The organism is Salmonella sp. SAL-020 (assembly GCF_017372215.1).
Lineage (GTDB): Bacteria > Pseudomonadota > Gammaproteobacteria > Enterobacterales > Enterobacteriaceae > Salmonella > Salmonella enterica.
Window position 1 is genome coordinate 306,476 of the sequence record NZ_CP071690.1, and the last position, 24,177, is coordinate 330,652.

Consider the following 24,177-nt stretch of genomic DNA (forward strand, 5'->3'; position numbering starts at 1 on the left):
GGGTTTAAAAAGGTTACCTTATGTCCGAGCAGTTTCTCTATTTCTTGCAGCAGATGTTTAACGGCGTCACGCTGGGGAGCACCTACGCGCTGATTGCTATCGGTTATACGATGGTGTACGGCATTATCGGCATGATCAACTTCGCTCATGGCGAGGTGTATATGATCGGCAGCTACGTCTCTTTTATGATCATCGCCGCGCTAATGATGATGGGAATAGACACCAGTTGGCTCCTGGTGGCCGCCGGATTTATCGGCGCGATTATTATTGCCAGCGCCTACGGCTGGAGTATCGAGCGAGTCGCTTACCGGCCCGTGCGCAACTCCAAGCGCCTGATTGCCCTGATTTCCGCCATCGGGATGTCCATCTTCCTGCAAAACTACGTCAGCCTGACGGAAGGTTCGCGCGACGTGGCGTTACCCAGCCTGTTTAACGGCCAGTGGATTGTGGGCAGCAGCGAAAACTTTTCCGCGTCCATCACCACCATGCAGGCGGTTATCTGGATAGTCACCTTTCTGGCTATGCTGGCGCTCACCATTTTCATTCGCTACTCCCGGATGGGCCGCGCCTGCCGCGCCTGCGCGGAGGATCTAAAAATGGCCAGCCTGCTCGGCATTAATACCGACCGCGTCATTGCGCTAACGTTTGTTATCGGCGCGGCAATGGCGGCGGTGGCGGGCGTGCTACTCGGTCAGTTCTATGGCGTAATTAACCCCTACATCGGTTTTATGGCCGGGATGAAAGCGTTCACCGCGGCGGTGCTGGGCGGTATTGGCAGCATTCCGGGCGCGATGATCGGCGGTCTGATTTTGGGCGTCGCCGAAGCGCTCTCGTCTGCATATTTAAGTACCGAATATAAAGATGTCGTATCGTTCGCTCTGCTGATTCTGGTACTGCTGGTGATGCCGACCGGTATCCTGGGGCGTCCGGAGGTAGAGAAAGTATGAAACCGATGCATATTGCGATGGCTCTGTTCTCTGCGGCGATGTTCTTCGTTCTGGCTGGCGTCTTCATGGGCGTACAACTGGAGCTGGACGGCACCAAACTGGTGGTGGATACCGCCGCCGACATCCGCTGGCAGTGGATCTTTATCGGTACGGCAGTGGTTTTTTTCTTTCAGTTGCTGCGTCCGATGTTCCAGAAAGCGGTGAAGCACGTCTCCGGACCGAAGTTTATTCTGCCGGCGATCGATGGCTCTACCGTTAAGCAAAAGCTGTTTCTGATGGCGCTGTTGGTTATCGCCGTGGCGTGGCCGTTTATGGTGTCGCGCGGTAGCGTGGATATCGCCACTATGACCATGATTTATATCATCCTCGGTCTGGGGCTGAACGTGGTGGTGGGGCTGTCCGGCCTGCTGGTATTGGGCTACGGCGGCTTTTACGCCATCGGCGCTTATACCTTTGCGCTGCTCAACCACTATTATGGTTTGGGTTTCTGGACCTGCCTGCCGCTGGCGGGACTGGTCTCCGCCGCTGCTGGTTTCCTGCTCGGCTTCCCGGTACTGCGTCTGCGCGGCGACTATCTGGCGATTGTGACGCTCGGCTTCGGCGAAATCGTCCGTATCCTGCTGCTCAACAACACGGAAATTACCGGCGGCCCGAACGGTATCAGCCAGATCCCCAAACCGACGCTATTTGGTCTGGAGTTTAGCCGCAACACCCGAGAAGGCGGCTGGGATACCTTCAGCAATTTCTTTGGCGTGAAGTACGACCCATCCGACCGGGTCATTTTCCTCTATCTGGTGGCCCTGTTGCTGGTGGTCCTGTCGCTGTTTGTCATTAACCGCCTGCTGCGTATGCCGCTGGGCCGGGCGTGGGAAGCGTTGCGTGAGGATGAGATCGCCTGTCGCTCATTAGGTTTAAGCCCGACGCGCATCAAGCTGACCGCTTTTACTATCAGCGCCGCGTTTGCCGGTTTCGCCGGGACGTTGTTTGCCGCCCGCCAGGGCTTTGTCAGCCCGGAATCTTTCACCTTCGCCGAATCCGCCTTCGTGCTGGCGATTGTGGTGCTGGGCGGAATGGGCTCGCAGTTTGCGGTGATCCTGGCGGCGGTTCTGTTGGTGGTGTCGCGCGAGTTGATGCGCGATTTCAACGAATACAGCATGTTGATGCTCGGCGGTTTGATGGTGTTGATGATGATCTGGCGCCCGCAGGGATTGCTGCCGATGACGCGTCCGCAGTTGAAGCTGAAAAGTGGTCAGGCGAAAGGAGAGCAGGCATGAGTCAGCCATTATTAGCGGTTAACGGCCTGATGATGCGCTTTGGCGGTTTGCTGGCGGTCAACAATGTATCGCTGGAATTGCGTGAGCGGGAAATTGTGTCGCTGATTGGCCCTAACGGCGCGGGTAAAACGACGGTGTTTAACTGCCTGACCGGTTTTTATAAGCCGACAGGCGGTACGATCATGTTGCGCGAGCGGCATCTGGAAGGATTGCCGGGCCAGCAGATCGCCCGCATGGGCGTGGTACGTACTTTCCAGCATGTGCGTCTGTTCCGTGAAATGACGGTGATTGAAAACCTGCTGGTGGCGCAGCACCAGCAATTGAAAACGGGCCTCTTTTCCGGCCTGTTGAAAACGCCCGCTTTCCGCCGCGCGCAAAGTGAAGCGCTGGACCGCGCGGCGACTTGGCTTGAGCGTATTGGCCTGCTGGAACATGCCAATCGCCAGGCCAGTAATCTGGCCTACGGCGACCAGCGCCGGCTGGAGATTGCCCGCTGCATGGTGACGCAGCCAGAAATTCTGATGCTCGACGAACCGGCGGCCGGCCTTAACCCGAAAGAGACCAAAGAGCTGGATGAGCTGATTGCCGAACTACGTAACCATCACAACACCACTATCTTGCTGATTGAACACGATATGAAGCTGGTGATGGGCATTTCCGATCGCATTTACGTGGTGAACCAGGGCACGCCGCTGGCGAACGGCACGCCGGAAGAGATCCGCAACAACCCGGACGTCATCCGCGCTTATCTGGGTGAGGCATAAGATGGAAAAAACGATGTTAACGTTTGAAAAAGTCAGCGCCCACTACGGCAAGATTCAGGCGCTGCACGACGTCAGTCTGCACATCAACCAGGGGGAAATCGTTACCCTGATTGGCGCTAACGGCGCGGGGAAAACGACGCTGCTTGGCACCTTGTGCGGCGATCCGCGCGCCTCCAGCGGACGGGTGGTGTTTGACGGTAAAGACATAACCGACTGGCAGACGGCGAAAATCATGCGTGAAGCGGTGGCGATAGTGCCGGAAGGGCGGCGCGTCTTCTCGCGGATGACGGTAGAAGAGAACCTGGCGATGGGCGGTTTTTTTGCCGAGCGCGATCGGTTTCAGGAGCGTATCAAATGGGTGTACGAGCTGTTTCCGCGCCTGCATGAACGCCGTATCCAGCGAGCGGGCACCATGTCCGGCGGCGAACAGCAGATGCTGGCGATTGGCCGCGCGCTGATGAGCCAGCCGAGGCTATTGCTGCTGGATGAACCGTCGCTGGGGCTGGCGCCGATCATCATCCAGCAGATCTTCGACACCATTGAGCAGTTGCGCGAGCAGGGTATGACCATCTTCCTTGTCGAGCAAAACGCTAACCAGGCGCTGAAGCTCGCCGACCGCGGTTATGTGCTGGAAAACGGCCACGTGGTGCTATCCGATACCGGTGATGCACTGCTGGCGAACGAAGCGGTGCGCAGCGCCTATCTGGGCGGTTAGACTGTGCCAGGGGGAAGCGCGTGCGCCGCGCCCGGTAACGGCAAGCGGTAAAATTTTTCAAAAGAGCCTGATGGCTCTTTTTTTGTACGTGTTTGTTGTACAATAAACATGTACAACTGGGGAGATGTTTATGCGTACGGTTAACTATAGCGAAGCGCGGCAAAATCTGGCCGAAGTCCTGGAAAGCGCGGTGACGGCGGGCCCTGTCACCATCACGCGTCGTGGGCATAAGTCCGCAGTGATCATCAGCGCCGAGGAGTTTGAGCGTTATCAGACGGCGCGAATGGATGATGAGTTTGCTGCCATTATGGCGGTTCATGGCAATGAGCTCAGGGAGCTGGCGGATAAATGACCCTACAACTTATCTCAGCGGAAGAGATAATTCAGTTTCACGACAGGCTTCTCCGCGTTACGCCTGGTGTAACAGGCATGCCTGATCCTGGCCGCGCGGAAGCGCTAATGTACCGGGTACTCAATCAAATCGAATATGAAGGGGTGACCGACGTGTGGCTGCTGGCGGCAATGCATTTGCTCGCTATATCCCGTGGGCATATCTTCAATGATGGTAACAAACGTACCGCCTTATTTATTACGCTGCTGTTTTTAAAGCGTAACGGGATCTCACTCGCTGCGAATCCGGATTTTGTCGATATGACAGTCGATGCGGCGGCAGGGCGGCTTACGCTGGAGCAAATTGTCGTTCGCTTACGCGCCTGAGACGTTAATCCCGGCGACGCTCCGCCTGGTTGAGTTACGGCATGTGCGCCGCCCCCGGGAATAATGTCGTACCTATCCGTGCCGTAGCTCCCACTTTTCTTTTCCGGCGCTTTCACTGCCTTGCCATCTCTCTGTCGCCTTACTATCTTTTTTTTGTAATAAAAAAGTTATTTTTCTGTCATTCGAGCATGTCATGTTACCCCCGCGAACATAAAACGCGTGATATCGCGCATCCCGGCACAAAAAGAGAGATAACCGATGATATCGTTACGACATACAGCTTTAGGACTGGCGCTGAGTCTGGCATTTACGGGTCAGACGTTGGCCGTCACCACTATTCCATTCTGGCATTCAATGGAAGGGGAGTTAGGCAAAGAAGTTGATTCACTGGCGCAACGTTTCAACCAGGCCAATCCGGATTACAAAATCGTTCCGGTCTATAAGGGGAACTATGAACAGAACCTGAGCGCCGGGATCGCGGCATTCCGTACCGGCAACGCGCCGGCAATATTGCAGGTTTATGAGGTTGGGACAGCGACCATGATGGCCTCGAAAGCCATTAAGCCGGTTTATGAAGTGTTTAAAGACGCCGGTATTAACTTTGACGAGTCCCAGTTTGTACCGACCGTTGCAGGCTACTACACCGATGCTAAAAGCGGGCATCTGCTCTCCCAGCCCTTTAACAGCTCCACGCCGGTACTGTACTACAACAAAGACGCCTTTAAGAAAGCCGGTTTAGATCCGGAACAGCCGCCGAAAACCTGGCAGGAGCTGGCTGACTATACCGCGAAACTGAGAGCGGCAGGCATGAAATGCGGTTACGCCAGCGGCTGGCAAGGCTGGATCCAACTGGAAAACTTCAGCGCCTGGAACGGTCTCCCCTTCGCCAGTAAAAACAATGGTTTTGACGGTACAGATGCGGTGCTGGAGTTTAATAAGCCAGAGCAGGTGAAACATATCGCGCTGCTGGAAGAGATGAATAAAAAAGGCGATTTTAGCTATGTTGGGCGTAAGGACGAGTCTACCGAGAAGTTTTATAACGGTGACTGCGCGATGACAACCGCGTCCTCCGGCTCGCTCGCCAATATCCGCCAGTATGCCAAATTTAACTATGGCGTGGGTATGATGCCGTACGACGCGGATATCAAGGGCGCGCCGCAAAACGCTATTATCGGCGGAGCCAGCCTATGGGTCATGCAGGGTAAAGATAAAGAAACCTATACCGGCGTCGCCAAATTCCTCGACTTCCTGGCAAAACCGGAAAACGCTGCTGAATGGCATCAAAAAACCGGCTACCTGCCGATTACCACCGCCGCCTACGAGCTGACCCGCGAGCAGGGTTATTACGATAAAAACCCCGGTGCGGATATCGCCACTCGCCAGATGTTGAATAAGCCGCCGTTACCCTTCACCAAAGGCTTGCGTCTGGGCAATATGCCGCAGATTCGTACCATCGTGGACGAAGAGCTGGAAAGCGTCTGGACCGGGAAGAAAACCCCACAACAGGCGTTGGATACCGCGGTGGATCGCGGGAATCAGTTACTGCGTCGTTTTGAGAAAGCGAGCAAATCTTAAGTGTATAAGTGCCTGATGGCGCTGCGCTTATCAGGCCTACAGCGTTTGTAGGCCGGATAAGGTGCTTGCACCGCCATCCGGCACCTTCCAGGAAAAGAATCTTCATGTCATCATCCCGTCCGGTGTTCCGCTCGCGCTGGCTGCCGTATTTACTGGTTGCTCCGCAGTTGGTTATCACCGTTATTTTCTTTATCTGGCCTGCGGGCGAAGCGCTGTGGTATTCGCTGCAAAGCGTCGATCCGTTTGGTTTTTCCAGCCAATTTGTCGGGCTGGAGAATTTCGTCGCGCTTTTTCACGACAGTTATTATCTCGATGCCTTCTGGACGACGATTAAATTCAGCGCGCTGGTCACGTTTAGCGGCCTGCTGGTCTCGTTGTTTTTCGCCGCCCTGGTGGATTACGTGGTGCGCGGCAGCCGTTTTTATCAGACGCTGATGCTGCTGCCTTATGCCGTCGCGCCCGCCGTCGCCGCCGTATTGTGGATTTTCCTGTTTAACCCGGGGCGGGGATTAATCACCCATTTCCTCGGCGAATTCGGCTATGACTGGAACCACGCGCAAAACAGCGGTCAGGCGATGTTCCTGGTGGTATTTGCGTCAGTCTGGAAGCAGATTAGTTACAACTTTTTATTCTTCTTTGCCGCGCTGCAATCCATTCCCCGCTCGCTGGTGGAAGCGGCGGCCATTGACGGCGCCGGGCCGATTCGTCGTTTCTTCCGGCTTTCTTTGCCGCTTATTGCGCCGGTCAGTTTCTTCCTGCTGGTGGTCAACCTGGTGTACGCCTTTTTCGACACCTTCCCGGTGATTGACGCCGCGACCGCCGGCGGGCCGGTACAAGCCACCACGACGCTGATTTATAAGATCTATCGCGAAGGGTTTACCGGCCTGGATCTCTCGGCGTCCGCCGCGCAGTCGGTGGTGTTGATGTTCCTCGTCATCATTCTGACGGTGGTGCAGTTCCGCTATGTGGAAAGTAAGGTGCGTTACCAATGATAGAGAATCGTCGCGGGCTGACAATATTCAGCCATACCATGCTGATTCTGGGGATCGCGGTCATTTTGTTTCCGCTGTATGTCGCGTTTGTCGCGGCGACGCTGGACGACCGCGCGGTGTTTGAGACGCCGATGACGCTGCTTCCCGGCACGCAGTTACTGGAGAATATCAAAACTATTTGGGTCAACGGCGTCGGTGTTAATAGCGCGCCATTCTGGCTGATGATGCTTAACAGTTTCATTATGGCGTTCAGCATTACGGTAGGCAAAATCACGGTATCTATGCTTTCCGCATTCGCCATCGTCTGGTTTCGTTTTCCCCTGCGTAACCTGTTCTTCTGGATGATTTTTATCACCCTGATGTTGCCGGTTGAAGTGCGTATCTTCCCGACGGTGGAAGTGATCGCCAACCTGAAAATGCTCGACAGCTATGCCGGTCTGACGCTACCGCTGATGGCGTCCGCTACCGCCACTTTCCTGTTTCGTCAGTTCTTTATGACGCTTCCGGATGAACTGGTGGAGGCGGCCCGTATTGACGGCGCGTCGCCGATGCGCTTTTTCCGCGACATCGTGTTGCCGCTGTCAAAAACCAACCTGGCGGCGTTATTCGTCATCACCTTTATCTACGGCTGGAACCAGTATCTGTGGCCGCTGTTGATTATCACCGACGTGAATCTTGGCACTGCCGTAGCGGGTATCAAAGGGATGATCGCCACCGGCGAAGGTACCACGCAATGGAACCAGGTGATGGCCGCGATGCTGCTGACTCTGATTCCCCCGGTCGTAATTGTGTTAGCCATGCAGCGCGCGTTTGTGCGTGGCCTGGTCGATAGTGAGAAATAAAATGGCTGGTTTAAAACTACAGGCAGTAACCAAAAGCTGGGACGGCAAAACCCAGGTCATTCAACCGTTAACGCTGGACGTGGCGGATGGCGAATTTATCGTGATGGTCGGGCCGTCCGGCTGCGGCAAATCAACGTTGTTGCGGATGGTGGCCGGTCTGGAACGCGTGACCAGCGGCGATATCTGGATTGATCGCAAACGTGTCACCGAGATGGAGCCCAAAGATCGCGGCATCGCGATGGTATTTCAGAACTATGCTCTCTATCCCCATATGAGCGTAGAGGAGAACATGGCGTGGGGGCTGAAAATTCGCGGTATGAGCAAAGCGCATATTGAAGAACGCGTGCGGGAGGCGGCGCGCATTCTGGAGCTGGACGGCCTGCTTAAACGCCGTCCACGCGAGCTTTCCGGCGGTCAACGGCAGCGCGTGGCAATGGGGCGCGCGATCGTCCGCGAACCGGCAGTCTTCTTATTCGACGAACCGCTCTCTAACCTCGACGCCAAGCTGCGTGTGCAGATGCGTCTGGAGTTACAACATCTGCATCGTCGTCTTCGTACCACCTCGCTCTATGTTACTCACGATCAGGTAGAGGCGATGACGCTGGCCCAGCGGGTGATGGTGATGAATAAAGGCGTCGCAGAACAGATTGGCACGCCGGTAGAGGTGTATGAAAAACCGGCCAGTCGCTTCGTGGCGAGCTTTATTGGCAGCCCGGCGATGAATCTGTTGGATGGTGTTATCAGCGCTTCCGGCGACCGTTTCGAATTGCCTGGCGGTCTGGCGTTGCCGATTGGTGCGGGCTATCGGGGTCATGCCGGACGTAAAATGACGCTGGGTATCCGCCCGGAGCATATTGCGTTAAGCTCGCAGGCGGAAGGCGGCGTGCCGCTAACGGTAGATACGCTGGAGATTCTGGGCGCGGATAATCTGGCGCATGGGCGCTGGGGCGATCAGAAACTGGTGGTGCGGTTGGCGCATCAGCAACGCCCGGCGGCGGGCAGTATGCTATGGCTGCATCTGCCGGAACATCAGCGGCATCTTTTTGATGGCGAAACAGGACAACGTGTATGAGTAACTGGCCTTATCCCCACATTGTCGCCCATCGCGGCGGCGGTAAACTGGCGCCGGAAAACACTCTGGCGGCGATTGACGTGGGCGCGCGATACGGGCACACCATGATTGAGTTTGATGCCAAGCTGTCGAAAGACGGCGAAATTTTCCTGCTGCATGACGATAACCTGGAGCGCACCAGCAACGGTTGGGGCGTGGCGGGCGAGTTGAACTGGCAGGATTTATTGCGTGTGGACGCTGGCGGTTGGTTTAGCGGCGAATTTAAAGGCGAGCCGCTGCCGTTGCTCTCGCAGGTGGCGGAGCGCTGCCGTAAACACGGCATGATGGCGAATATTGAGATCAAACCGACAACGGGGAGCGGAAGGCTAACAGGACGCGTCGTGGCGTCGGCCGCCCGCGAACTGTGGGCCGGGATGACGCCGCCGCTGCTTTCTTCCTTTGAGATAGAGGCGCTGGAAGCGGCGCAGGCGGCAGCACCTGAACTGCCGCGCGGGTTACTGCTGGATAAATGGCGTGAAGACTGGCGTGAACTGACGACCCGTCTGGGCTGTGTTTCCCTCCATCTCAACCATAAATTACTCGATGAGACGCGAGTGCAAGAGATTAAGGCCGCGGGTCTGCGGATTCTGGTGTATACCGTCAATCAGTCCCAGCGGGCGGCAGAGCTGCTGCGCTGGGGCGTGGATTGTATCTGCACCGATCGCATTGATGACATCGGCCCTCACTTTCAGTTTTAAGGGCCGTCAGTTTTAAGGGCTGATGGTTTTCAGCGGGATGTCAGGCTGCGGCGTCCCGCTGTCCTGCTGCAACATTGGCTGGGAATGGTTTAGCATCTGGTCCGGATTTCCGCTGCCGCTGAGCATTCCGCCCTGCGTATTGGGCAGCGTTTGCTGACCGAGCATACCGTTGCCCGGCTGTCCCTGCTGAACCCGCTGCGTATTGGCATTCAACTGCGACTGTAGATTTTGCTGCTGGCTGCGCGCCTGCGTTTGCATCTGTTGTTTCAACATACCCTGCTGCTGAATCTGCTGCGTTTGCATCTGCGTCTGCATACGCTGCTGGCTGGGGATCTGATAACCTGGCTGATTAGGATTATTCATAGTGTTAATTGGCTGGGCCAATACAGCAAAGGGTAACAAAGCCGTAATAAGTAGTAAGCGTTTCATTGTCGTCTCCTCCCGATGAGGCCTCTTTTTAAGTGTACCTCTATTTCGCCATGATGATGATTTTTTAAGCGTTGTGGACCAGGATTAAACGGGACATACACCCATTTATCTGGAGAAAAACAACGATGAAACCAACGTTTATGCGCTGGGTGGCGATCGCCGCTCTGCTGGCCGGGGGGACGTTTAGCGCGGTGGCCAATCCTCCCGTCGCGCCGCCAGTCTCCTATGGTGTTGAAGAAGATGTCTTTCATCCTGTGCGGGCGACGCAAGGGATGGTGGCCTCGGTGGATGCAATGGCGACGCAGGTTGGCGTGGATATCTTAAAGCAGGGCGGTAATGCCGTGGATGCCGCCGTCGCCGTGGGCTATGCGCTGGCTGTCACGCATCCGCAAGCCGGGAATCTGGGCGGCGGGGGATTTATGCTGCTGCGCACCAAAGACGGTAACACTACGGCGATTGATTTTCGTGAAATGGCGCCGGCTGGCGCGACCCGTGATATGTTCCTCGACGATCAGGGTAACGCCGATGCGAAAAAGTCGCTGACGTCGCATCTGGCATCCGGTACGCCGGGTACCGTGGCGGGGTTCTCGCTGGCGCTGGAGAAATACGGCACGATGCCGCTGAATAAAGTGGTGCGTCCGGCGATGAAGCTGGCGGAAGAGGGTTTTGTGGTTAACGATGCGCTGGCCGACGACTTAAAAACTTACGGCAGCGAAGTGATCCCCAACCATGAGAACAGCAAAGCCATTTTCTGGAAAGACGGCGAGCCGCTGAAAAAAGGCGATAAGCTGATCCAGAAGAATCTGGCGAAAAGCCTGGAAATGATTGCCGAAAACGGCCCGGATGCGTTTTATAAAGGGGCGATTGCTGACCAGATAGCCGGAGAAATGCAGAAGAACGGCGGTCTGATGACCAAAGAGGATTTAGCCAACTATAAAGCCGTTGAGCGTACGCCAATCAGCGGTGACTATCGCGGGTATCAGGTCTTCTCCATGCCGCCGCCATCCTCGGGCGGTATTCACATCGTACAGATCCTTAATATTCTTGAAAATTTCGACATGAAGAAGTACGGCTTTGGCAGCGCCGATGCCATGCAAATCATGGCGGAAGCGGAAAAATACGCCTACGCTGACCGCTCAGAGTATCTGGGCGATCCGGACTTTGTGAAAGTGCCGTGGCAGGCGCTGACCCACAAAGCCTATGCGAAAACGCTGGCCGATCAAATTGATATCAACAAGGCCAAACCTTCCAGCCAGATAAAACCGGGCAAGCTCGCCCCGTATGAAAGCAACCAGACCACCCACTTCTCGGTGGTGGATAAAGACGGCAATGCTGTGGCGGTGACCTATACCCTGAACACCACCTTCGGCACAGGAATTGTGGCGGGAAATACCGGTATTCTGCTGAATAATCAAATGGATGATTTTTCTGCTAAACCCGGTGTACCTAATGTTTATGGCCTGGTGGGCGGCGATGCTAACGCGGTCGGTCCGAAGAAGCGTCCGCTGTCGTCGATGTCGCCCACTATCGTGGTAAAAGACGGCAAAACCTGGCTGGTGACCGGCAGCCCTGGCGGGAGTCGAATCATCACTACCGTACTGCAAATGGTAGTGAACAGCATTGATTTCGGCATGAACGTCGCCGAAGCGACCAACGCGCCGCGTTTCCATCATCAATGGTTGCCGGACGAACTGCGGGTAGAAAAGGGCTTCAGTCCCGATACGCTGAAGTTGCTGGAACAGAAAGGGCAGAAAGTCGCGCTGAAAGAAGCGATGGGCAGTACCCAAAGTATTATGGTTGGCCCGGATGGCGAACTGTACGGTGCGTCTGACCCGCGTTCGGTGGATGATTTAACGGCGGGATACTGATTTTTAATTCCAGGCCCGGTGTCAGACACCGGGCTATTTGCAGATTATGCCGTGAGTAATCGGGCTGGATTATCAATACAAAGCTTGCGCAGAGTATCGTTGTCTACTCCGCGAGCAGCCAGATAGGCGAGGAAGACATTCGGGACAAACCCCCAGCCATTTCCGCCATTTTTCGCCCACATCTGTTTGAGAAAAACATCATGGCTTAAAACGATTTGGTCGGCGTAACCCAGTACAATCAGATTCGCTACTGCATCTGCGGTCTCCTGAACGCCCGGCGCGACACCTTCTTTTGGGAAGGTGATGTCCAGACCAATCATGTCAAATTCAAGCCATACGCCACGGTCGAGCATTTTACGTTGATAGACGACATCTTTTCCTGAAGGGTCCGAATGCGCCAGCGAGACTTTTGCCGGAGAGACGTTCATTTCTTCCAGCACGATATCCAGCACCTCATCCCCCAGCCGCAGCCACCCCGGCATATGGATATTCATCGCCGTATGGGGGTTGTTACATTGTGCCAGAGACGCTGCCCGCAGGCTGTTACGCTCCGCTTGGGTAAACGCGGGGGATACGCCGATTTCACCGATCATGCCAGCGCGAATATCCGTCTCGCCAATACCCTGATTCAGTTCTTTATCAATGAGTGAGGCTAACAGCTCAACAGGTTTATGGATCCGGGTACTTTCAAATTTCTCCAGATAAGGTCCGGATGACGCAACGATATTCAAACCCGTTTTTAAGGCAACTTCTCGCAGCGCTGAGGCATCCCGTCCAATGGATTCTGATCCGGTGGCGTCGACAATCGTCCTGCCGCCTAAAGACATAAAATTATTGATTTCGAAGATAACATCATCAATCTCTTTGCGGTCCATGTTATCGGCGCAGCAGTATGGGTCGTGTTTCAGCCCCCACTGCAGGTCAGCACTGACTTTCTTTCCCACCAGTTGCTGTGAAAAAGCATAATGTGGCTCGTCTACGACCGAAGACAGATCGTTAAACAGATGTTCATGCGGTAGCGTCAGCCCCATATCCGTATGCGCCACCGGGCCTGTTACGGTTTGCAGGAAACCTTTCATTCTGACACCTCTATTCTTTGCGCCATTTTGGATGCTCTGTATTCAGGGATGGTGGTCACAATCGCACCGACTAACGCGAACAGCGTACCGATGATGGTGACCAGGTAGACCGTATTGCCTAATGAAGGGATCAATTCATCAATTAGCACTGAGCCAAGCAGTTGGCCTGCTGTTGACGCTACGCCCAGCATCAATAGCCCTAAGCCTCTCACCAGAATCGCCATTAGCCCGATGGACAGCAGACCCAGCGGACCACCGAGATACATCCACCATGTATCGGGTAACTGAATGGTGACATGGCCTAATGCGATACGTATCGCCAGCGCCGCGCCCAGGACACAAAAGCCGACGATGAAGTTCCATGTAATGGACACCAGCATGGAGCCCGTTGCCTCGGCGACTTTCGCATTTCCCGCAGGCTGCCAGCCAGCGAGTAACCCTGCCAAAAAGGGGAGGATAGCGAGCAGGATAAACGAGGTTGAGTGCCACTGTGGCGACACGACAAAAATGGTGGCGATAACGGCGAATAATGCGCCAGTAATGCGCCATGGCGTAAAATATTTCTTCTCCTCCACACCGATGCCAAAACGGTCGCACAGCAGGCCGGAAAGAAGCAGAGCGGAAATTAATGCCGTTTGAAAGGTGGCAACGCCCAGCGCGCTGGCGGATGCGCCTTCAGAAAATACGACCATCGCCCCGCATAATCCTGCAAACCAATTCCATAGCGGGATTTTTCTCTTTTTAATCAGAGTAGGGATTGAGGCGAATTGCTGGCGTGTTTCTTTGCGCGCAATAATAATAAAAAACATGACGACCAGACCGCTGGCAAACGAGATTACTGCGCAAGCATTACCGTCTTGTAACCAATGTCCTAACTGCCCATTAACGGCAGACTGCATCGGGGAAAGCATACCGGCTAAGATGGTGGCAAGCATCAGTAAGGGGGTTGAGTACTTATTCTTGTTCATACATCAATCCTTATATTTTATAAAAGGAGTAACTTTCGTTACTCCATTGTTTTTTATTTTCTGGCGATGAATTGAAGTGTGTTGACCCACAGGTCGGTATAAAACGGCCATGACATAAACTGCTGGGTTCCCCAGTGTGGGGAGCAGTCACTCATAAAGCAGGCGGTTTTACCCTGTTGGTATTCACCGAACACTAACAATGGGTCATTATTTATTGTTAATACGACATCGGCATCGTCTCTGGCGACGGCCTGGTTATATCCAAGAAATACCGGATAATCTGAGAACCCGTTAACAACAGGATGTTCAGGTGAGACAGCCTCAGCACAGATACCATCGGGCTTTTCTACCCGGTCATCGCCATCAAGCATAATAACTGGCAGAACCTCAGCAAGAACGGTGTTCTTATAATTGGCTTTTGCCTCAATACCCATGAACGACAGATAGCCACCAATCATGAGTAGTCCACCGCCATTTTTGACGTACTCTTTAATGGACTCCAGAGCGTTTGGTTTTATTTTTAGCTGATAAAATGTCTCGTTTTGCAACAGGAAGGTATTACTACCAATGTCGCTAATAACAATCACATCGTAACGGTTTAATTCGTCAATACTCTCTGGAAAGGCAATTTGTACCGTGTGGGCAGGCATGTAATCAATATCAACGCCGCCTTTCCTCAAGCATTCCAGTAACCATGTAGCGCCTTCTTCATATTTACTGGAGGTGAAACTGTCATAACCTTTTGAATGAATCATATGAATATGCCAGGATTCTCCAATAAAGAGCACCTTTAGTTTTTTCTGCGTATTGTTCATAGTCTGCTCCTTGATTTAGTGAGTAGAGATAGTTTGTTTGTAATGTGAACCCTGAATACGATGAAGAACGGAGTCGTTTTCCGGCATATCAGAGGCATTAGGCGTTTCAACCGCAAGTGAGGCAAATGCGCTGGCGTAGCACAATGCGGATGCCAGTGACTTTCCTTTTGCAAGACCAGATGCGAGTGCGCCATTGAAAGCGTCACCCGCTCCCGCAGTATTTTTTACAACCGCCGGAAATGCCGGGGAATAGATGAATTGTGTGCCATCATAAGCAAGCGAACCTTTGCTACCTAACGTAATAATGGTATTTTTGACGCCTTTCTGGTGAATAATTTTGGCCGCGCATTTGGCTGATTCGATATCATTAACCGCCATATTGGCCAGCAGGCCTGCTTCCGTTTCATTTGGCGTAATATAGTCAATGTTATCAATGATGGTGTTAACCATGTCATTGTACGGCGCTGGATTGATGATGACCGGTATGTCATTTTTTTGTGCGAGACGAATTGTTTGCTGCAGCGCTTCGTAATTCGTCTCCAGTTGGACAAGAACAATATCTGAATGAACAATGGCTTCTTTCTGAATGGTGATTTCATCAGGGGAAATTGTCATGTTGGCGCCAGGGTAGATAGCGATGACGTTATCTCCGGTATCTCCATTCACCATGATGGTTGCTGTACCTGTTTGTGTTTCTTTGGTCTGGTAGATAACACTTTTATGGATTTTTGATGAGTTTATAAAATTAATGGCGTAATCACTAAAATGATCTGAGCCGACTTTAGTAATAAAATGCACATCAGAGTCGGCATAGCTTGCTGCTAATGCCTGATTACATCCCTTACCGCCGGGTGAAAAAATAAATTTATCGGCCAGCAATGATTCTCCCGTTGAGGGTAATCTCGGTAGATAACTGATGATATCAACATTGAACGAGCCAATAACACATACATTATTTTTCATGGCAGAGAGACCTTTTTTTATTTTCTGCGCTGATTCATATTTTTCCAGCACATAAGCAATTTCATTTTTTGCGACGTTATCAAGAGAATCAAGGGTAATAAATGCACCACCATGACAGCGAGTAAGATATCCCTGTCCGGCAAGTTCATTGAGATCTGAACGAATAGTTTCCTTTGTTACCTTGAGACTTTTCGCCAGATTTGAAACTTTTACAACTCCCGAAATACTGAGTTCCTTCAATATTCTATGATGGCGTTCAAATTTCATTTTTTACCTCACCGTGGTTAAATTAGTCCCGGGAGGAGTATATTGTTGTGATTGTCACCATAAAGTGATGGCAGAAACCAAAAAAAAACAAAAATGTAATATTAATATTGCTAAAATTACGGAAAAAACGGTGATAAAGCTTAAAGCGGCAATAACCATGAAATTCAGGTGGTTATTGTTTTGATATAGGGGAAGTAGGTTGCAATAACTGGGATGTTGTGAAGGTTTGTGACGTTTCGCCCCACAGGGTGGGGCGGGGAAGCGCTATTTCACGCGCGCCATAAAGTACGCATCAACGTACTCACCGTTGCGCAGGCCGTATTTCTTACCGGTGCCTTCGATTTCAAAGCCGTACTTCTTATACACCGCCACCGCGGGCTCGTTATCAACAAACACCGTTAACTCAATACGCTCGACGCGCAGCCAGTTGTCGCACATGTCGATCATGGTGTGGATCAGCGCGCTGGCAATGCCACGATTGTGCCACCGGGCATCCACGCAGATACCAAAATCGGCCACGTGGCTGCGACGGGGACGTTGGGTGACCTGAATAGAAAGATGGCCAACGACAATATCGTCAATGCAGGCAACCAGTTGTTTAACCCCGGCTTGCTCGGTTAGCCGCGCCTGCCACATTTCGAGGGAAGGATGAGGAACCTGTAGCGTGTTGTGGTACACCTCCGGCTGGGCGTGGATCTGACGAATGGCGTCGTAATCTTTCGGTTCAGCGTGGCGTATCACTATTTCACTCATTCCTTATCTCCTGCAGGGGGAATTGTGTATTTACACTCGCTGAGAAAGAAAATTCCGTCAACTGCATTTTTTTGCAAAAAGAAGTAGACAAGTGCGAATGAGAATGATTATTATTGCCTTGCATTCAGGGGAACCCCTACGGAGAACCTGAAAGCACGACATTGCTCACATTGCTTCCAGTATTATTTTGGCCAGCTTTTGCTGGCTTTTTTTTTGGGTTTTGTTTCAGCCTGGCTTACTTGTCATTTTGTCCCCGGGAAGTGCTCGTGCTCCTCACGTACATTTAGTACGCTCCGGGCCCTGCGCGCTTGCCGTGAACAATCTGCCTGCGCCACTTACGCCCGATCTTGAGGCATCTGCTTTTGTAGGCCCAAAAAGGCAACGCCGCATCCGGCAAAGAATCCAACATTCAGTCTCCTCACGCTTTGCGCTATGGTGTAAACAATCATCTTCAAAAGGATCGTCTCATGACCTTACACTGCGCATTTATTGGATTCGGCAAAAGTACCACCCGTTACCATCTCCCCTATGTTCTGAATCGTAAAGATACCTGGCATGTCGCGCATATTTTCCGTCGTCACGCTAAACCGGAAGAGCAGGCGCCACAGTATTCACATATTCACTTCACCAACGATCTGGATGAGGTGTTGGGCGATCCGCAGGTAAAGCTGGTGATCGTCTGTACGCATGCTGACAGCCATTTCGAATACGCCAAACGCGCGCTGGAAGCGGGTAAAAATGTGCTGGTTGAGAAACCTTTCACGCCGAAGCTGGCGGAGGCAAAAGTGTTGTTCGACCTGGCGCGAAGCAAAGGACTGACCGTTACGCCGTATCAGAATCGTCGTTTTGATTCCTGTTTTCTCACGGCTAAAAAAGCGATAGAGAGCGGCAAACTGGGCAAGATTGTCGAAATTGAAAGCCATTTCGATTATTACCGCCCGGTAGCAGAAACCAAACCGGGCCTGCCGCAGGACGGCGCATTCTATGGACTTGGCGTCCACACCATGGATCAAATTATTTCGCTATTTGGCCGCCCGGATCATGTCGCGTATGACATTCGTAGCCTGCGTAATAAAGCGAATCCGGATGACACCTTTGAAGCGCAACTGTTTTATGGCGATTTGAAGGCTATCGTTAAAACCAGCCATCTGGTGAAAATCGACTATCCGAAGTTTATTGTTCACGGCACCAAAGGTTCGTTTGTGAAATACGGTATCGATCAACAAGAAACCAGCCTGAAAGCGAACATTATGCCCGGTGAACCCGGTTTCGCCGCTGACGAATCCGTCGGCGTGCTGGAATATGTTAACGATGACGGCGTGACCGTGAAAGAAGAGGTGAAACCGGAAACGGGTGACTATGGTCGCGTCTATGATGCGCTGTACCAGACGTTGACCGTCGGTACGCCTAATTACGTCAAGGAATCTGAAGTTCTTACCAACCTGGAAATCCTCGAGCGTGCTTTCGAACAGGCATCGCCTGCGACGATAACCCTCGCTAAATAGCCCTTACAGACTCCTCTGCGCTTATTCATATTTTTTGAACAGAGGAGTCAATTTTCACCCTCTATGATCCCGGACGGAATGAGTCCACACTTATTCCATCGAAAACATCTGGGGATGAACACAATGATCTACTTACGCAAAGCAAACGACCGCGGTCATGCGAATCATGGCTGGCTTGACTCCTGGCATACTTTTTCTTTTGCCGATTATTACGATCCGAACTTTATGGGGTTCTCGGCGCTGCGTGTGATTAACGACGATGTGATCGACGCAGGCCAGGGGTTCGGCACGCATCCGCATAAAGACATGGAAATTTTGACCTATGTGCTGGAAGGTGCCGTAGAACACCAGGACAGTATGGGCAATAAAGAACAGGTTCCGGCCGGTGAATTCCAGATTATGAGCGCCGGGACCGGCGTTCGCCACTCCGAGTACAACCCGAGCAAAACGGATCGTCTGCGGCTGTACCAGATCTGGATCATTCCGCAAGAAACAGGCATCACGCCGCGCTACGAACAGCGCCGCTTCGACGCCGCGCAGGGCAAGCAACTGGTGCTTTCGCCAGATGCTCGCGATGGTTCGCTGAAGGTCCACCAGGATATGGAGCTGTACCGCTGGGCGCTGCTCAAAGATGAGCAGTCGGTGCATCAGATTGCCGCTGAGCGCCGCGTCTGGATCCAGGTGGTAAAAGGTAACGTGACCATTAACGGTACTAAAGCCACCACCAGCGACGGCCTGGCGATTTGGGATGAGCAGGCAATCTCGATTCATGCCGATAGCGACAGTGAAGTGTTGTTGTTTGACTTGCCGCCAGTCTAAAAATACACGTCATCCTTCAAGCCGCATCTGTGTTGGCTTTATTACTCGGCCCATCCATAGGCCTCGCCCCTTCGGGGCCGCTGCGAGCAGCGTTCAAATCTGCTCCCGGCAGATTTGTCGCTCACCCCGGTCGCATACTTAATGTACGCTCCCGGGGATTTACTGAGGGACATCCTTGTCCCTCACCAGAGGCAACCTTCGGTTGTTCAAATTCGTTCCTGACGAATTTGTCACTGCGTCGCCGCCTTGATGCAACTCGAATGATTTTGTGTATTTCTCACAATAAAAAAACGACTTTTTTTCTCTGCGAAGGTTCACGCACGTCCGTGGTAAACTGGGCAAATCTATCCCTTTTATACCTTTCAGGACGATGAAAAAGAAAAGACCCGTACTTCAGGATGTAGCCGACCGCGTGGGCGTGACCAAAATGACGGTCAGCCGTTTTTTGCGTAATCCGGAGCAGGTCTCCGTCGCGCTGCGGGGTAAAATTGCGGCTGCGCTTGATGAGCTCGGGTACATTCCTAATCGCGCGCCTGACATTCTTTCCAACGCCACCAGCCGCGCCATTGGCGTTCTGCTGCCGTCTTTAACCAACCAGGTCTTTGCGGAAGTGTTACGCGGCATTGAGGCTGTCACCGACGCGCATGGTTATCAAACCATGCTGGCGCACTACGGCTATAAACCGGAGATGGAGCAGGAGCGCCTGGAATCGATGCTCTCCTGGAATATCGACGGCCTGATCCTCACTGAGCGTACCCATACGCCGCGCACCTTAAAAATGATCGAAGTCGCCGGGATTCCGGTGGTGGAACTGATGGACAGCCAGTCGCCGTGTCTCGATATTGCCGTCGGTTTTGACAACTTCGAGGCCGCCCGTCAGATGACCGCCGCGATTATCGCGCGTGGTCATCGTCATATCGCCTATCTGGGGGCGCGCCTCGACGAACGTACTATCATCAAGCAGAAGGGCTATGAACAGGCGATGCGGGACTCAGGCCTGGTTCCTTACAGTGTGATGATGGAGCAATCTTCATCCTACTCTTCCGGTATCGAACTCATGCGCCAGGCGCGACGCGAATACCCACAGCTTGACGGTATTTTTTGCACCAACGATGACCTGGCGGTGGGGGCGGCCTTCGAATGCCAGCGCCTGGGGCTAAAAATCCCGGACGACATGGCGATCGCCGGGTTCCACGGTCATGACATCGGCCAGGTGATGGAACCGCGTCTGGCAAGCGTCCTGACGCCGCGCGAGCGAATGGGCAGCATTGGCGCGGAACGTTTGTTAGCCCGCATTCGCGGCGAAACGGTCACGCCGAAAATGTTAGATTTAGGTTTCACCTTGTCACCGGGCGGATCTATTTAGTCTGACAACTTTGAAGTAGCTCACACTTATTCACTTTTGGCACGAATGGTCATTGCGTCGTGAATGGTGCGGTTGGACAATGTTACCGATAACAGTTACCCGTAACAAATTTTGCAACTTGTAGAGTGGGGGCCCGCTTTGAGCACGACTAATCATGATCACCACGTTTACGTTCTGATGGGCGTATCAGGCAGCGGTAAATCCGCTGTCGCAAGCGCCGTGGCGCATCAGCTTCATGCCGCGTTTCTGGACGGCGATTTTCTGCATCCGCGCTGCAATATTGAAAAAATGGCTTCCGGCGAGCCGTTGAATGATGATGACCGCAAACCGTGGTTACAGGCGCTGAACGACGCCGCTTTCGCGATGCAGCGAACCAATAAAATCTCGCTGATCGTCTGTTCCGCACTGAAAAAACATTATCGTGACCTGCTGCGCGAGGGAAACCCGAACCTCTCCTTTATCTACCTGAAAGGTGATTTCGACGTCATTGAAAGCCGTCTGAAAGCGCGCAAAGGTCATTTCTTCAAAACCCAGATGCTGGTGACGCAGTTTGAAACGCTGCAAGAGCCGGGTGCCGACGAACGCGATGTTCTGGTGGTGGATATCGACCAGCCGCTGGAAGACGTCGTGGCGAGCACCATTGAGGTCATCAATAAAGGCAGTACGCTGTGAGTACATTAACACTGGTTTTAACCGCCGTCGGTTCCGTCTTACTGCTGCTGTTTCTCGTGATGAAGGCGCGTATGCACGCCTTCGTCGCGTTAATGGTCGTCTCAATGGGCGCGGGGCTTTTTTCAGGGATGCCGCTTGATAAAATCGCCGCGACCATGGAAAAAGGGATGGGCGGCACGCTGGGCTTCCTGGCGATTGTGGTCGCGCTGGGGGCGATGTTCGGCAAGATTCTGCATGAAACCGGCGCGGTCGATCAGATAGCCGTGAAAATGCTTAAATCCTTTGGTCATAACCGCGCGCACTATGCGATTGGCCTGGCCGGGCTGATTTGTGCGCTTCCGCTGTTCTTTGAAGTGGCGATTGTGCTGCTGATAAGTGTGGCATTCTCTATGGCGCGTCATACCGGCACAAACCTGGTGAAGCTGGTCATTCCGCTGTTTGCGGGCGTGGCGGCAGCCGCGGCGTTTTTGTTGCCTGGGCCTGCGCCGATGCTGCTGGCTTCCCAGATGCATGCTGATTTCGGCTGGATGATCCTGATTGGGCTGTGCGCCGCCATTCCTGGCATGATTATCGCCGGGCCGCTGTGGGGGAATTTTATCAGCCGTTATGTTGAGCTGCGTATTCCTGACGACATTACCGAGCCGCATCTGGGTGAAGGTAAAATGCCTTCTTTCGGCTTCAGCCTGTCGCTGATTCTGCTGCCGTTGGTGCTGGTAGGGCTGAAAACGATCGCCGCGCGTTTTGTGCCGGAAGGTTCCACCGCTTACGAATGGTTTGAGTTTATCGGTCACCCCTTCACTGCGATTCTGGTCGCTTGTCTGGTAGCGATTTACGGCCTGGCGATGCGCCAGGGGATGCCGAAAGACAAAGTGATGGAAATCTGCGGCCACGCGCTACAACCGGCGGGCATTATTCTGCTGGTGATTGGCGCAGGCGGGGTATTTAAACAGGTACTGGTTGACTCCGGCGTCGGCCCGGCGCTGGGCGAAGCGTTAACCGGCATGGGACTGCCGATTGCCATTACCTGCTTTGTGCTGGCGGCGGCGGTGCGCATCATTCAGGGTTCCGCGACCGTGGCGTGTTTAACCGCGGTCGGTCTGGTGATGCCGGTCATTGAGCAACTGAATTTCTCCGGCGCGCAGATGGCGGCGCTCTCTATCTGTATCGCCGGCGGTTCAATTGTGGTTTCTCATGTTAACGACGCCGGCTTCTGGCTGTTCGGTAAATTTACCGGCGCGACCGAAGCGCAGACGCTGAAGACCTGGACGATGATGGAAACTATCCTCGGCACGGTCGGCGCGATTGTCGGGATGATTGCTTTCCAACTGCTGAGCTGAGTCTTGTTGCCCGGTGGCGCTGTGCTTACCGGGCCTGGAAACGGGCACATATCGATACCGTAAGCCGGGTAAGGCGTAATCGCTACCCGGTTTTTTTATTGAGGTGTGCATGGCAATCGCCCAACGACATTTTGCCTCGCCATGTTTCAGTACGCGCATAAAAGCAGGCAAATTTCTACGCTGATCCATAATTAGGATCAATAAAACAGCGACGGAAATGATTCCCTTCCTAACGCAAATTCCCTGATAATCGCCACTGGACTTTCTGCTTGCGCGGTAAGGCAGGATAAGTCGCATTACTGATGGCTTCGCTATCATTGATTAATTTCACTTGCGACTTTGGCTGCTTTTTGTATGGTGAAGGATGCGCCACAGGATACTGGCGCTCATACACAGCACATCTCTTTGCAGGAAAAAAACGCTATGAAAAATGTTGGTTTTATCGGCTGGCGCGGAATGGTCGGCTCTGTTCTCATGCAACGCATGGTAGAGGAGCGCGATTTCGACGCTATTCGCCCTGTTTTCTTTTCTACCTCCCAGTTTGGACAGGCGGCGCCCACCTTCGGCGACACCTCCACCGGCACGCTACAGGACGCTTTTGATCTGGATGCGCTAAAAGCGCTCGATATCATCGTGACCTGCCAGGGCGGCGATTATACCAACGAAATTTATCCAAAGCTGCGCGAAAGCGGATGGCAGGGTTACTGGATTGACGCGGCTTCTACGCTGCGCATGAAAGATGATGCCATTATTATTCTCGACCCGGTTAACCAGGACGTGATTACCGACGGCCTGAACAATGGCGTGAAGACCTTTGTGGGCGGTAACTGTACCGTTAGCCTGATGTTGATGTCGCTGGGCGGTCTCTTTGCCCATAATCTCGTTGACTGGGTATCCGTCGCGACCTATCAGGCCGCCTCCGGCGGCGGCGCGCGCCATATGCGCGAGCTGTTAACCCAGATGGGTCAGTTGTATGGCCATGTCGCCGATGAACTGGCGACGCCGTCTTCCGCAATTCTTGATATTGAACGCAAAGTTACGGCATTGACCCGCAGCGGCGAGCTGCCGGTTGATAACTTTGGCGTACCGCTGGCGGGAAGCCTGATCCCCTGGATCGACAAACAGCTCGATAACGGCCAGAGCCGCGAAGAGTGGAAAGGCCAGGCGGAAACCAACAAGATTCTCAATACTGCCTCTGTGATTCCGGTTGATGGTTTGTGCGTGCGCGTCGGCGCGCTGCGCTGTCACAGCCAGGCGTTCACCATCAAGCTGAAAAAAGAGGTATCCATTCCGACGGTGGAAGAACTGCTGGCGGCACATAATCCGTGGGCGAAAGTGGTGCCGAACGATCGTGATATCACTATGCGCGAATTAACCCCGGCGGCGGTGACCGGCACGTTGACTACGCCGGTTGGTCGTCTGCGTAAGCTGAACATGGGGCCAGAGTTCTTGTCGGCGTTTACCGTAGGCGACCAGTTGTTATGGGGCGCCGCCGAGCCGCTGCGTCGAATGCTGCGCCAGTTGGCGTAGTAGCTATTGCAGCGCTTATCGGGCCTGCGTGTGGTTCTGTAGGCCGGATAAGGCGCGTCAGCGCCGCCATCCGGCGGGGAAATTTGTGTTAAACCAGGGGTGCATCGTCACCCTTTTTTTGCGTAATACAGGAGTAAACGCAGATGTTTCATTTTTATCAGGAGTTAAGCA

The 24,177-nt window shown here is 53.3% G+C and carries 24 protein-coding genes and 1 pseudogene; 18 read left to right on the forward strand and 7 right to left on the reverse strand.

Annotated features, from left to right (window positions below; all coding sequences use genetic code 11):
* Positions 1–20 precede the first annotated feature (20 nt).
* The 11 genes from livH to ugpQ all read left to right on the forward strand — a co-directional run bounded on the left by livH (position 21) and on the right by ugpQ (position 9,635).
* The gene (gene livH / locus J1G48_RS01390) at positions 21–947 is read left to right on the forward strand and encodes a high-affinity branched-chain amino acid ABC transporter permease LivH (RefSeq protein WP_000003007.1); all 927 of its coding nucleotides are present in this window, start codon (positions 21–23) and stop codon (positions 945–947) included.
* On the forward strand, positions 944–2,221 hold the full coding sequence (livM, locus tag J1G48_RS01395) for a branched chain amino acid ABC transporter permease LivM (protein WP_000803764.1): 1,278 nt from the start codon (positions 944–946) through the stop codon (positions 2,219–2,221). The genes livH and livM overlap by 4 nt, the downstream gene beginning before the upstream one ends.
* A complete protein-coding gene (gene livG / locus J1G48_RS01400; protein WP_000082080.1) occupies positions 2,218–2,985 on the forward strand; it encodes a high-affinity branched-chain amino acid ABC transporter ATP-binding protein LivG in 768 nt (255 codons plus the stop codon). Before livM ends, livG begins: the two co-directional genes overlap by 4 nt.
* A 1-nt stretch (position 2,986) precedes the next feature.
* Positions 2,987–3,700: a high-affinity branched-chain amino acid ABC transporter ATP-binding protein LivF gene (gene livF / locus J1G48_RS01405; protein WP_000416114.1), complete on the forward strand. Its 714-nt coding sequence runs from the start codon at positions 2,987–2,989 to the stop codon at positions 3,698–3,700.
* 130 nt (positions 3,701–3,830) lie between these two features.
* Entirely contained in the window at positions 3,831–4,052 is a 222-nt protein-coding gene (locus tag J1G48_RS01410; RefSeq protein ID WP_001522145.1) for a type II toxin-antitoxin system Phd/YefM family antitoxin, read from the forward strand.
* A complete protein-coding gene (locus J1G48_RS01415; RefSeq protein WP_000174964.1) occupies positions 4,049–4,417 on the forward strand; it encodes a type II toxin-antitoxin system death-on-curing family toxin in 369 nt (122 codons plus the stop codon). The genes J1G48_RS01410 and J1G48_RS01415 overlap by 4 nt, the downstream gene beginning before the upstream one ends.
* A gap of 258 nt (positions 4,418–4,675) precedes the next feature.
* Positions 4,676–5,992, forward strand: coding sequence for a sn-glycerol-3-phosphate ABC transporter substrate-binding protein UgpB (gene ugpB, locus J1G48_RS01420; RefSeq protein WP_000624755.1), 1,317 nt, complete (start codon positions 4,676–4,678; stop codon positions 5,990–5,992).
* A 104-nt stretch (positions 5,993–6,096) separates the two neighbouring features.
* Positions 6,097–6,984, forward strand: a complete 888-nt coding sequence (ugpA, locus tag J1G48_RS01425; RefSeq protein WP_000099303.1) for a sn-glycerol-3-phosphate ABC transporter permease UgpA — start codon at positions 6,097–6,099, stop codon at positions 6,982–6,984.
* The gene (gene ugpE / locus J1G48_RS01430; protein ID WP_000572196.1) at positions 6,981–7,826 is read left to right on the forward strand and encodes a sn-glycerol-3-phosphate ABC transporter permease UgpE; all 846 of its coding nucleotides are present in this window, start codon (positions 6,981–6,983) and stop codon (positions 7,824–7,826) included. The genes ugpA and ugpE overlap by 4 nt, the downstream gene beginning before the upstream one ends.
* 1 nt (position 7,827) lies before the next feature.
* Positions 7,828–8,898, forward strand: a complete 1,071-nt coding sequence (locus J1G48_RS01435; protein WP_000907840.1) for a sn-glycerol-3-phosphate import ATP-binding protein UgpC — start codon at positions 7,828–7,830, stop codon at positions 8,896–8,898.
* On the forward strand, positions 8,895–9,635 hold the full coding sequence (gene ugpQ, locus J1G48_RS01440; RefSeq protein WP_000073555.1) for a glycerophosphodiester phosphodiesterase: 741 nt from the start codon (positions 8,895–8,897) through the stop codon (positions 9,633–9,635). Before J1G48_RS01435 ends, ugpQ begins: the two co-directional genes overlap by 4 nt.
* A gap of 12 nt (positions 9,636–9,647) precedes the next feature.
* Here the strand turns inward: ugpQ and J1G48_RS01445 are convergent, their stop codons facing one another.
* Positions 9,648–10,064 carry a DUF2756 family protein gene (locus J1G48_RS01445; RefSeq protein WP_000826040.1) on the reverse strand — a complete coding sequence of 139 codons (417 nt, stop codon included), beginning with the start codon at positions 10,062–10,064 and terminating at the stop codon, positions 9,648–9,650.
* Positions 10,065–10,189: 125 nt separating this feature from the next.
* On the opposite strand from J1G48_RS01445, the gene ggt reads away from it, so the two are divergent.
* A complete protein-coding gene (gene ggt / locus J1G48_RS01450) occupies positions 10,190–11,932 on the forward strand; it encodes a gamma-glutamyltransferase (protein ID WP_000805107.1) in 1,743 nt (580 codons plus the stop codon).
* Between the two features lie 44 nt (positions 11,933–11,976).
* Here ggt and J1G48_RS01455 read toward each other — a convergent pair whose 3' ends face one another.
* From J1G48_RS01455 to yhhY, 5 genes are all read right to left on the reverse strand, one after another.
* Complete coding sequence (locus J1G48_RS01455) at positions 11,977–13,011, reverse strand: phosphotriesterase (protein ID WP_000675711.1); 1,035 nt, start codon at positions 13,009–13,011, stop codon at positions 11,977–11,979.
* Entirely contained in the window at positions 13,008–13,979 is a 972-nt protein-coding gene (locus J1G48_RS01460; RefSeq protein ID WP_001038948.1) for a DMT family transporter, read from the reverse strand. Before J1G48_RS01460 ends, J1G48_RS01455 begins: the two co-directional genes overlap by 4 nt.
* Before the next feature lie 53 nt (positions 13,980–14,032).
* Complete coding sequence (locus J1G48_RS01465) at positions 14,033–14,794, reverse strand: glutamine amidotransferase (protein WP_001066507.1); 762 nt, start codon at positions 14,792–14,794, stop codon at positions 14,033–14,035.
* Positions 14,795–14,809: 15 nt separating this feature from the next.
* Entirely contained in the window at positions 14,810–16,024 is a 1,215-nt protein-coding gene (locus tag J1G48_RS01470; RefSeq protein ID WP_000667440.1) for a PfkB family carbohydrate kinase, read from the reverse strand.
* Between the two features lie 264 nt (positions 16,025–16,288).
* Complete coding sequence (gene yhhY / locus J1G48_RS01475) at positions 16,289–16,777, reverse strand: N-acetyltransferase (protein ID WP_001290277.1); 489 nt, start codon at positions 16,775–16,777, stop codon at positions 16,289–16,291.
* Positions 16,778–17,244: 467 nt separating this feature from the next.
* Between yhhY and J1G48_RS01480 the strand changes: the two genes are divergently transcribed.
* The 5 genes from J1G48_RS01480 to gntU all read left to right on the forward strand — a co-directional run bounded on the left by J1G48_RS01480 (position 17,245) and on the right by gntU (position 22,476).
* Positions 17,245–18,282: an oxidoreductase gene (locus tag J1G48_RS01480; RefSeq protein ID WP_000172387.1), complete on the forward strand. Its 1,038-nt coding sequence runs from the start codon at positions 17,245–17,247 to the stop codon at positions 18,280–18,282.
* Positions 18,283–18,405: 123 nt separating this feature from the next.
* Positions 18,406–19,101 carry a pirin family protein gene (locus J1G48_RS01485; protein ID WP_000639789.1) on the forward strand — a complete coding sequence of 232 codons (696 nt, stop codon included), beginning with the start codon at positions 18,406–18,408 and terminating at the stop codon, positions 19,099–19,101.
* Positions 19,102–19,471: 370 nt separating this feature from the next.
* Entirely contained in the window at positions 19,472–20,467 is a 996-nt protein-coding gene (gene gntR / locus J1G48_RS01490) for a gluconate operon transcriptional repressor GntR (protein WP_000730243.1), read from the forward strand.
* Between the two features lie 138 nt (positions 20,468–20,605).
* Positions 20,606–21,139 (forward strand): gluconokinase, encoded by a 534-nt coding sequence (gene gntK / locus J1G48_RS01495; RefSeq protein ID WP_000108340.1) that lies wholly within the window; start codon positions 20,606–20,608, stop codon positions 21,137–21,139.
* On the forward strand, positions 21,136–22,476 hold the full coding sequence (gene gntU / locus J1G48_RS01500) for a gluconate transporter (RefSeq protein ID WP_000105950.1): 1,341 nt from the start codon (positions 21,136–21,138) through the stop codon (positions 22,474–22,476). Before gntK ends, gntU begins: the two co-directional genes overlap by 4 nt.
* On the opposite strand, the pseudogene J1G48_RS01505 reads toward gntU, so the two are convergent.
* Positions 22,399–22,773 (reverse strand): annotated as a pseudogene (locus J1G48_RS01505) (MarC family protein); the annotation flags it as partial. The gene gntU and the pseudogene J1G48_RS01505 overlap by 78 nt on opposite strands.
* 126 nt (positions 22,774–22,899) lie before the next feature.
* Here J1G48_RS01505 and asd point away from each other — a divergent pair.
* On the forward strand, positions 22,900–24,006 hold the full coding sequence (asd, locus tag J1G48_RS01510; protein ID WP_000799940.1) for an aspartate-semialdehyde dehydrogenase: 1,107 nt from the start codon (positions 22,900–22,902) through the stop codon (positions 24,004–24,006).
* Positions 24,007–24,177 lie beyond the last annotated feature (171 nt).

Coding starts and splice junctions, on each gene's coding strand:
- J1G48_RS01485 (WP_000639789.1), top strand. CDS start 18,406: ATGATCTACTTACGCAAAGCAAACGACCGCGGTCATGCGAATCATGGC.
- J1G48_RS01445 (WP_000826040.1), bottom strand. CDS start 10,064: ATGAAACGCTTACTACTTATTACGGCTTTGTTACCCTTTGCTGTATTG.
- J1G48_RS01460 (WP_001038948.1), bottom strand. CDS start 13,979: ATGAACAAGAATAAGTACTCAACCCCCTTACTGATGCTTGCCACCATC.
- ugpA (WP_000099303.1), top strand. CDS start 6,097: ATGTCATCATCCCGTCCGGTGTTCCGCTCGCGCTGGCTGCCGTATTTA.
- ugpQ (WP_000073555.1), top strand. CDS start 8,895: ATGAGTAACTGGCCTTATCCCCACATTGTCGCCCATCGCGGCGGCGGT.
- J1G48_RS01470 (WP_000667440.1), bottom strand. CDS start 16,024: ATGAAATTTGAACGCCATCATAGAATATTGAAGGAACTCAGTATTTCG.
- J1G48_RS01480 (WP_000172387.1), top strand. CDS start 17,245: ATGACCTTACACTGCGCATTTATTGGATTCGGCAAAAGTACCACCCGT.
- J1G48_RS01415 (WP_000174964.1), top strand. CDS start 4,049: ATGACCCTACAACTTATCTCAGCGGAAGAGATAATTCAGTTTCACGAC.
- ugpB (WP_000624755.1), top strand. CDS start 4,676: ATGATATCGTTACGACATACAGCTTTAGGACTGGCGCTGAGTCTGGCA.
- livH (WP_000003007.1), top strand. CDS start 21: ATGTCCGAGCAGTTTCTCTATTTCTTGCAGCAGATGTTTAACGGCGTC.
- ugpE (WP_000572196.1), top strand. CDS start 6,981: ATGATAGAGAATCGTCGCGGGCTGACAATATTCAGCCATACCATGCTG.
- livG (WP_000082080.1), top strand. CDS start 2,218: ATGAGTCAGCCATTATTAGCGGTTAACGGCCTGATGATGCGCTTTGGC.
- J1G48_RS01465 (WP_001066507.1), bottom strand. CDS start 14,794: ATGAACAATACGCAGAAAAAACTAAAGGTGCTCTTTATTGGAGAATCC.
- asd (WP_000799940.1), top strand. CDS start 22,900: ATGAAAAATGTTGGTTTTATCGGCTGGCGCGGAATGGTCGGCTCTGTT.
- ggt (WP_000805107.1), top strand. CDS start 10,190: ATGAAACCAACGTTTATGCGCTGGGTGGCGATCGCCGCTCTGCTGGCC.
- livF (WP_000416114.1), top strand. CDS start 2,987: ATGGAAAAAACGATGTTAACGTTTGAAAAAGTCAGCGCCCACTACGGC.
- yhhY (WP_001290277.1), bottom strand. CDS start 16,777: ATGAGTGAAATAGTGATACGCCACGCTGAACCGAAAGATTACGACGCC.
- J1G48_RS01455 (WP_000675711.1), bottom strand. CDS start 13,011: ATGAAAGGTTTCCTGCAAACCGTAACAGGCCCGGTGGCGCATACGGAT.
- livM (WP_000803764.1), top strand. CDS start 944: ATGAAACCGATGCATATTGCGATGGCTCTGTTCTCTGCGGCGATGTTC.
- gntR (WP_000730243.1), top strand. CDS start 19,472: ATGAAAAAGAAAAGACCCGTACTTCAGGATGTAGCCGACCGCGTGGGC.
- J1G48_RS01435 (WP_000907840.1), top strand. CDS start 7,828: ATGGCTGGTTTAAAACTACAGGCAGTAACCAAAAGCTGGGACGGCAAA.
- J1G48_RS01410 (WP_001522145.1), top strand. CDS start 3,831: ATGCGTACGGTTAACTATAGCGAAGCGCGGCAAAATCTGGCCGAAGTC.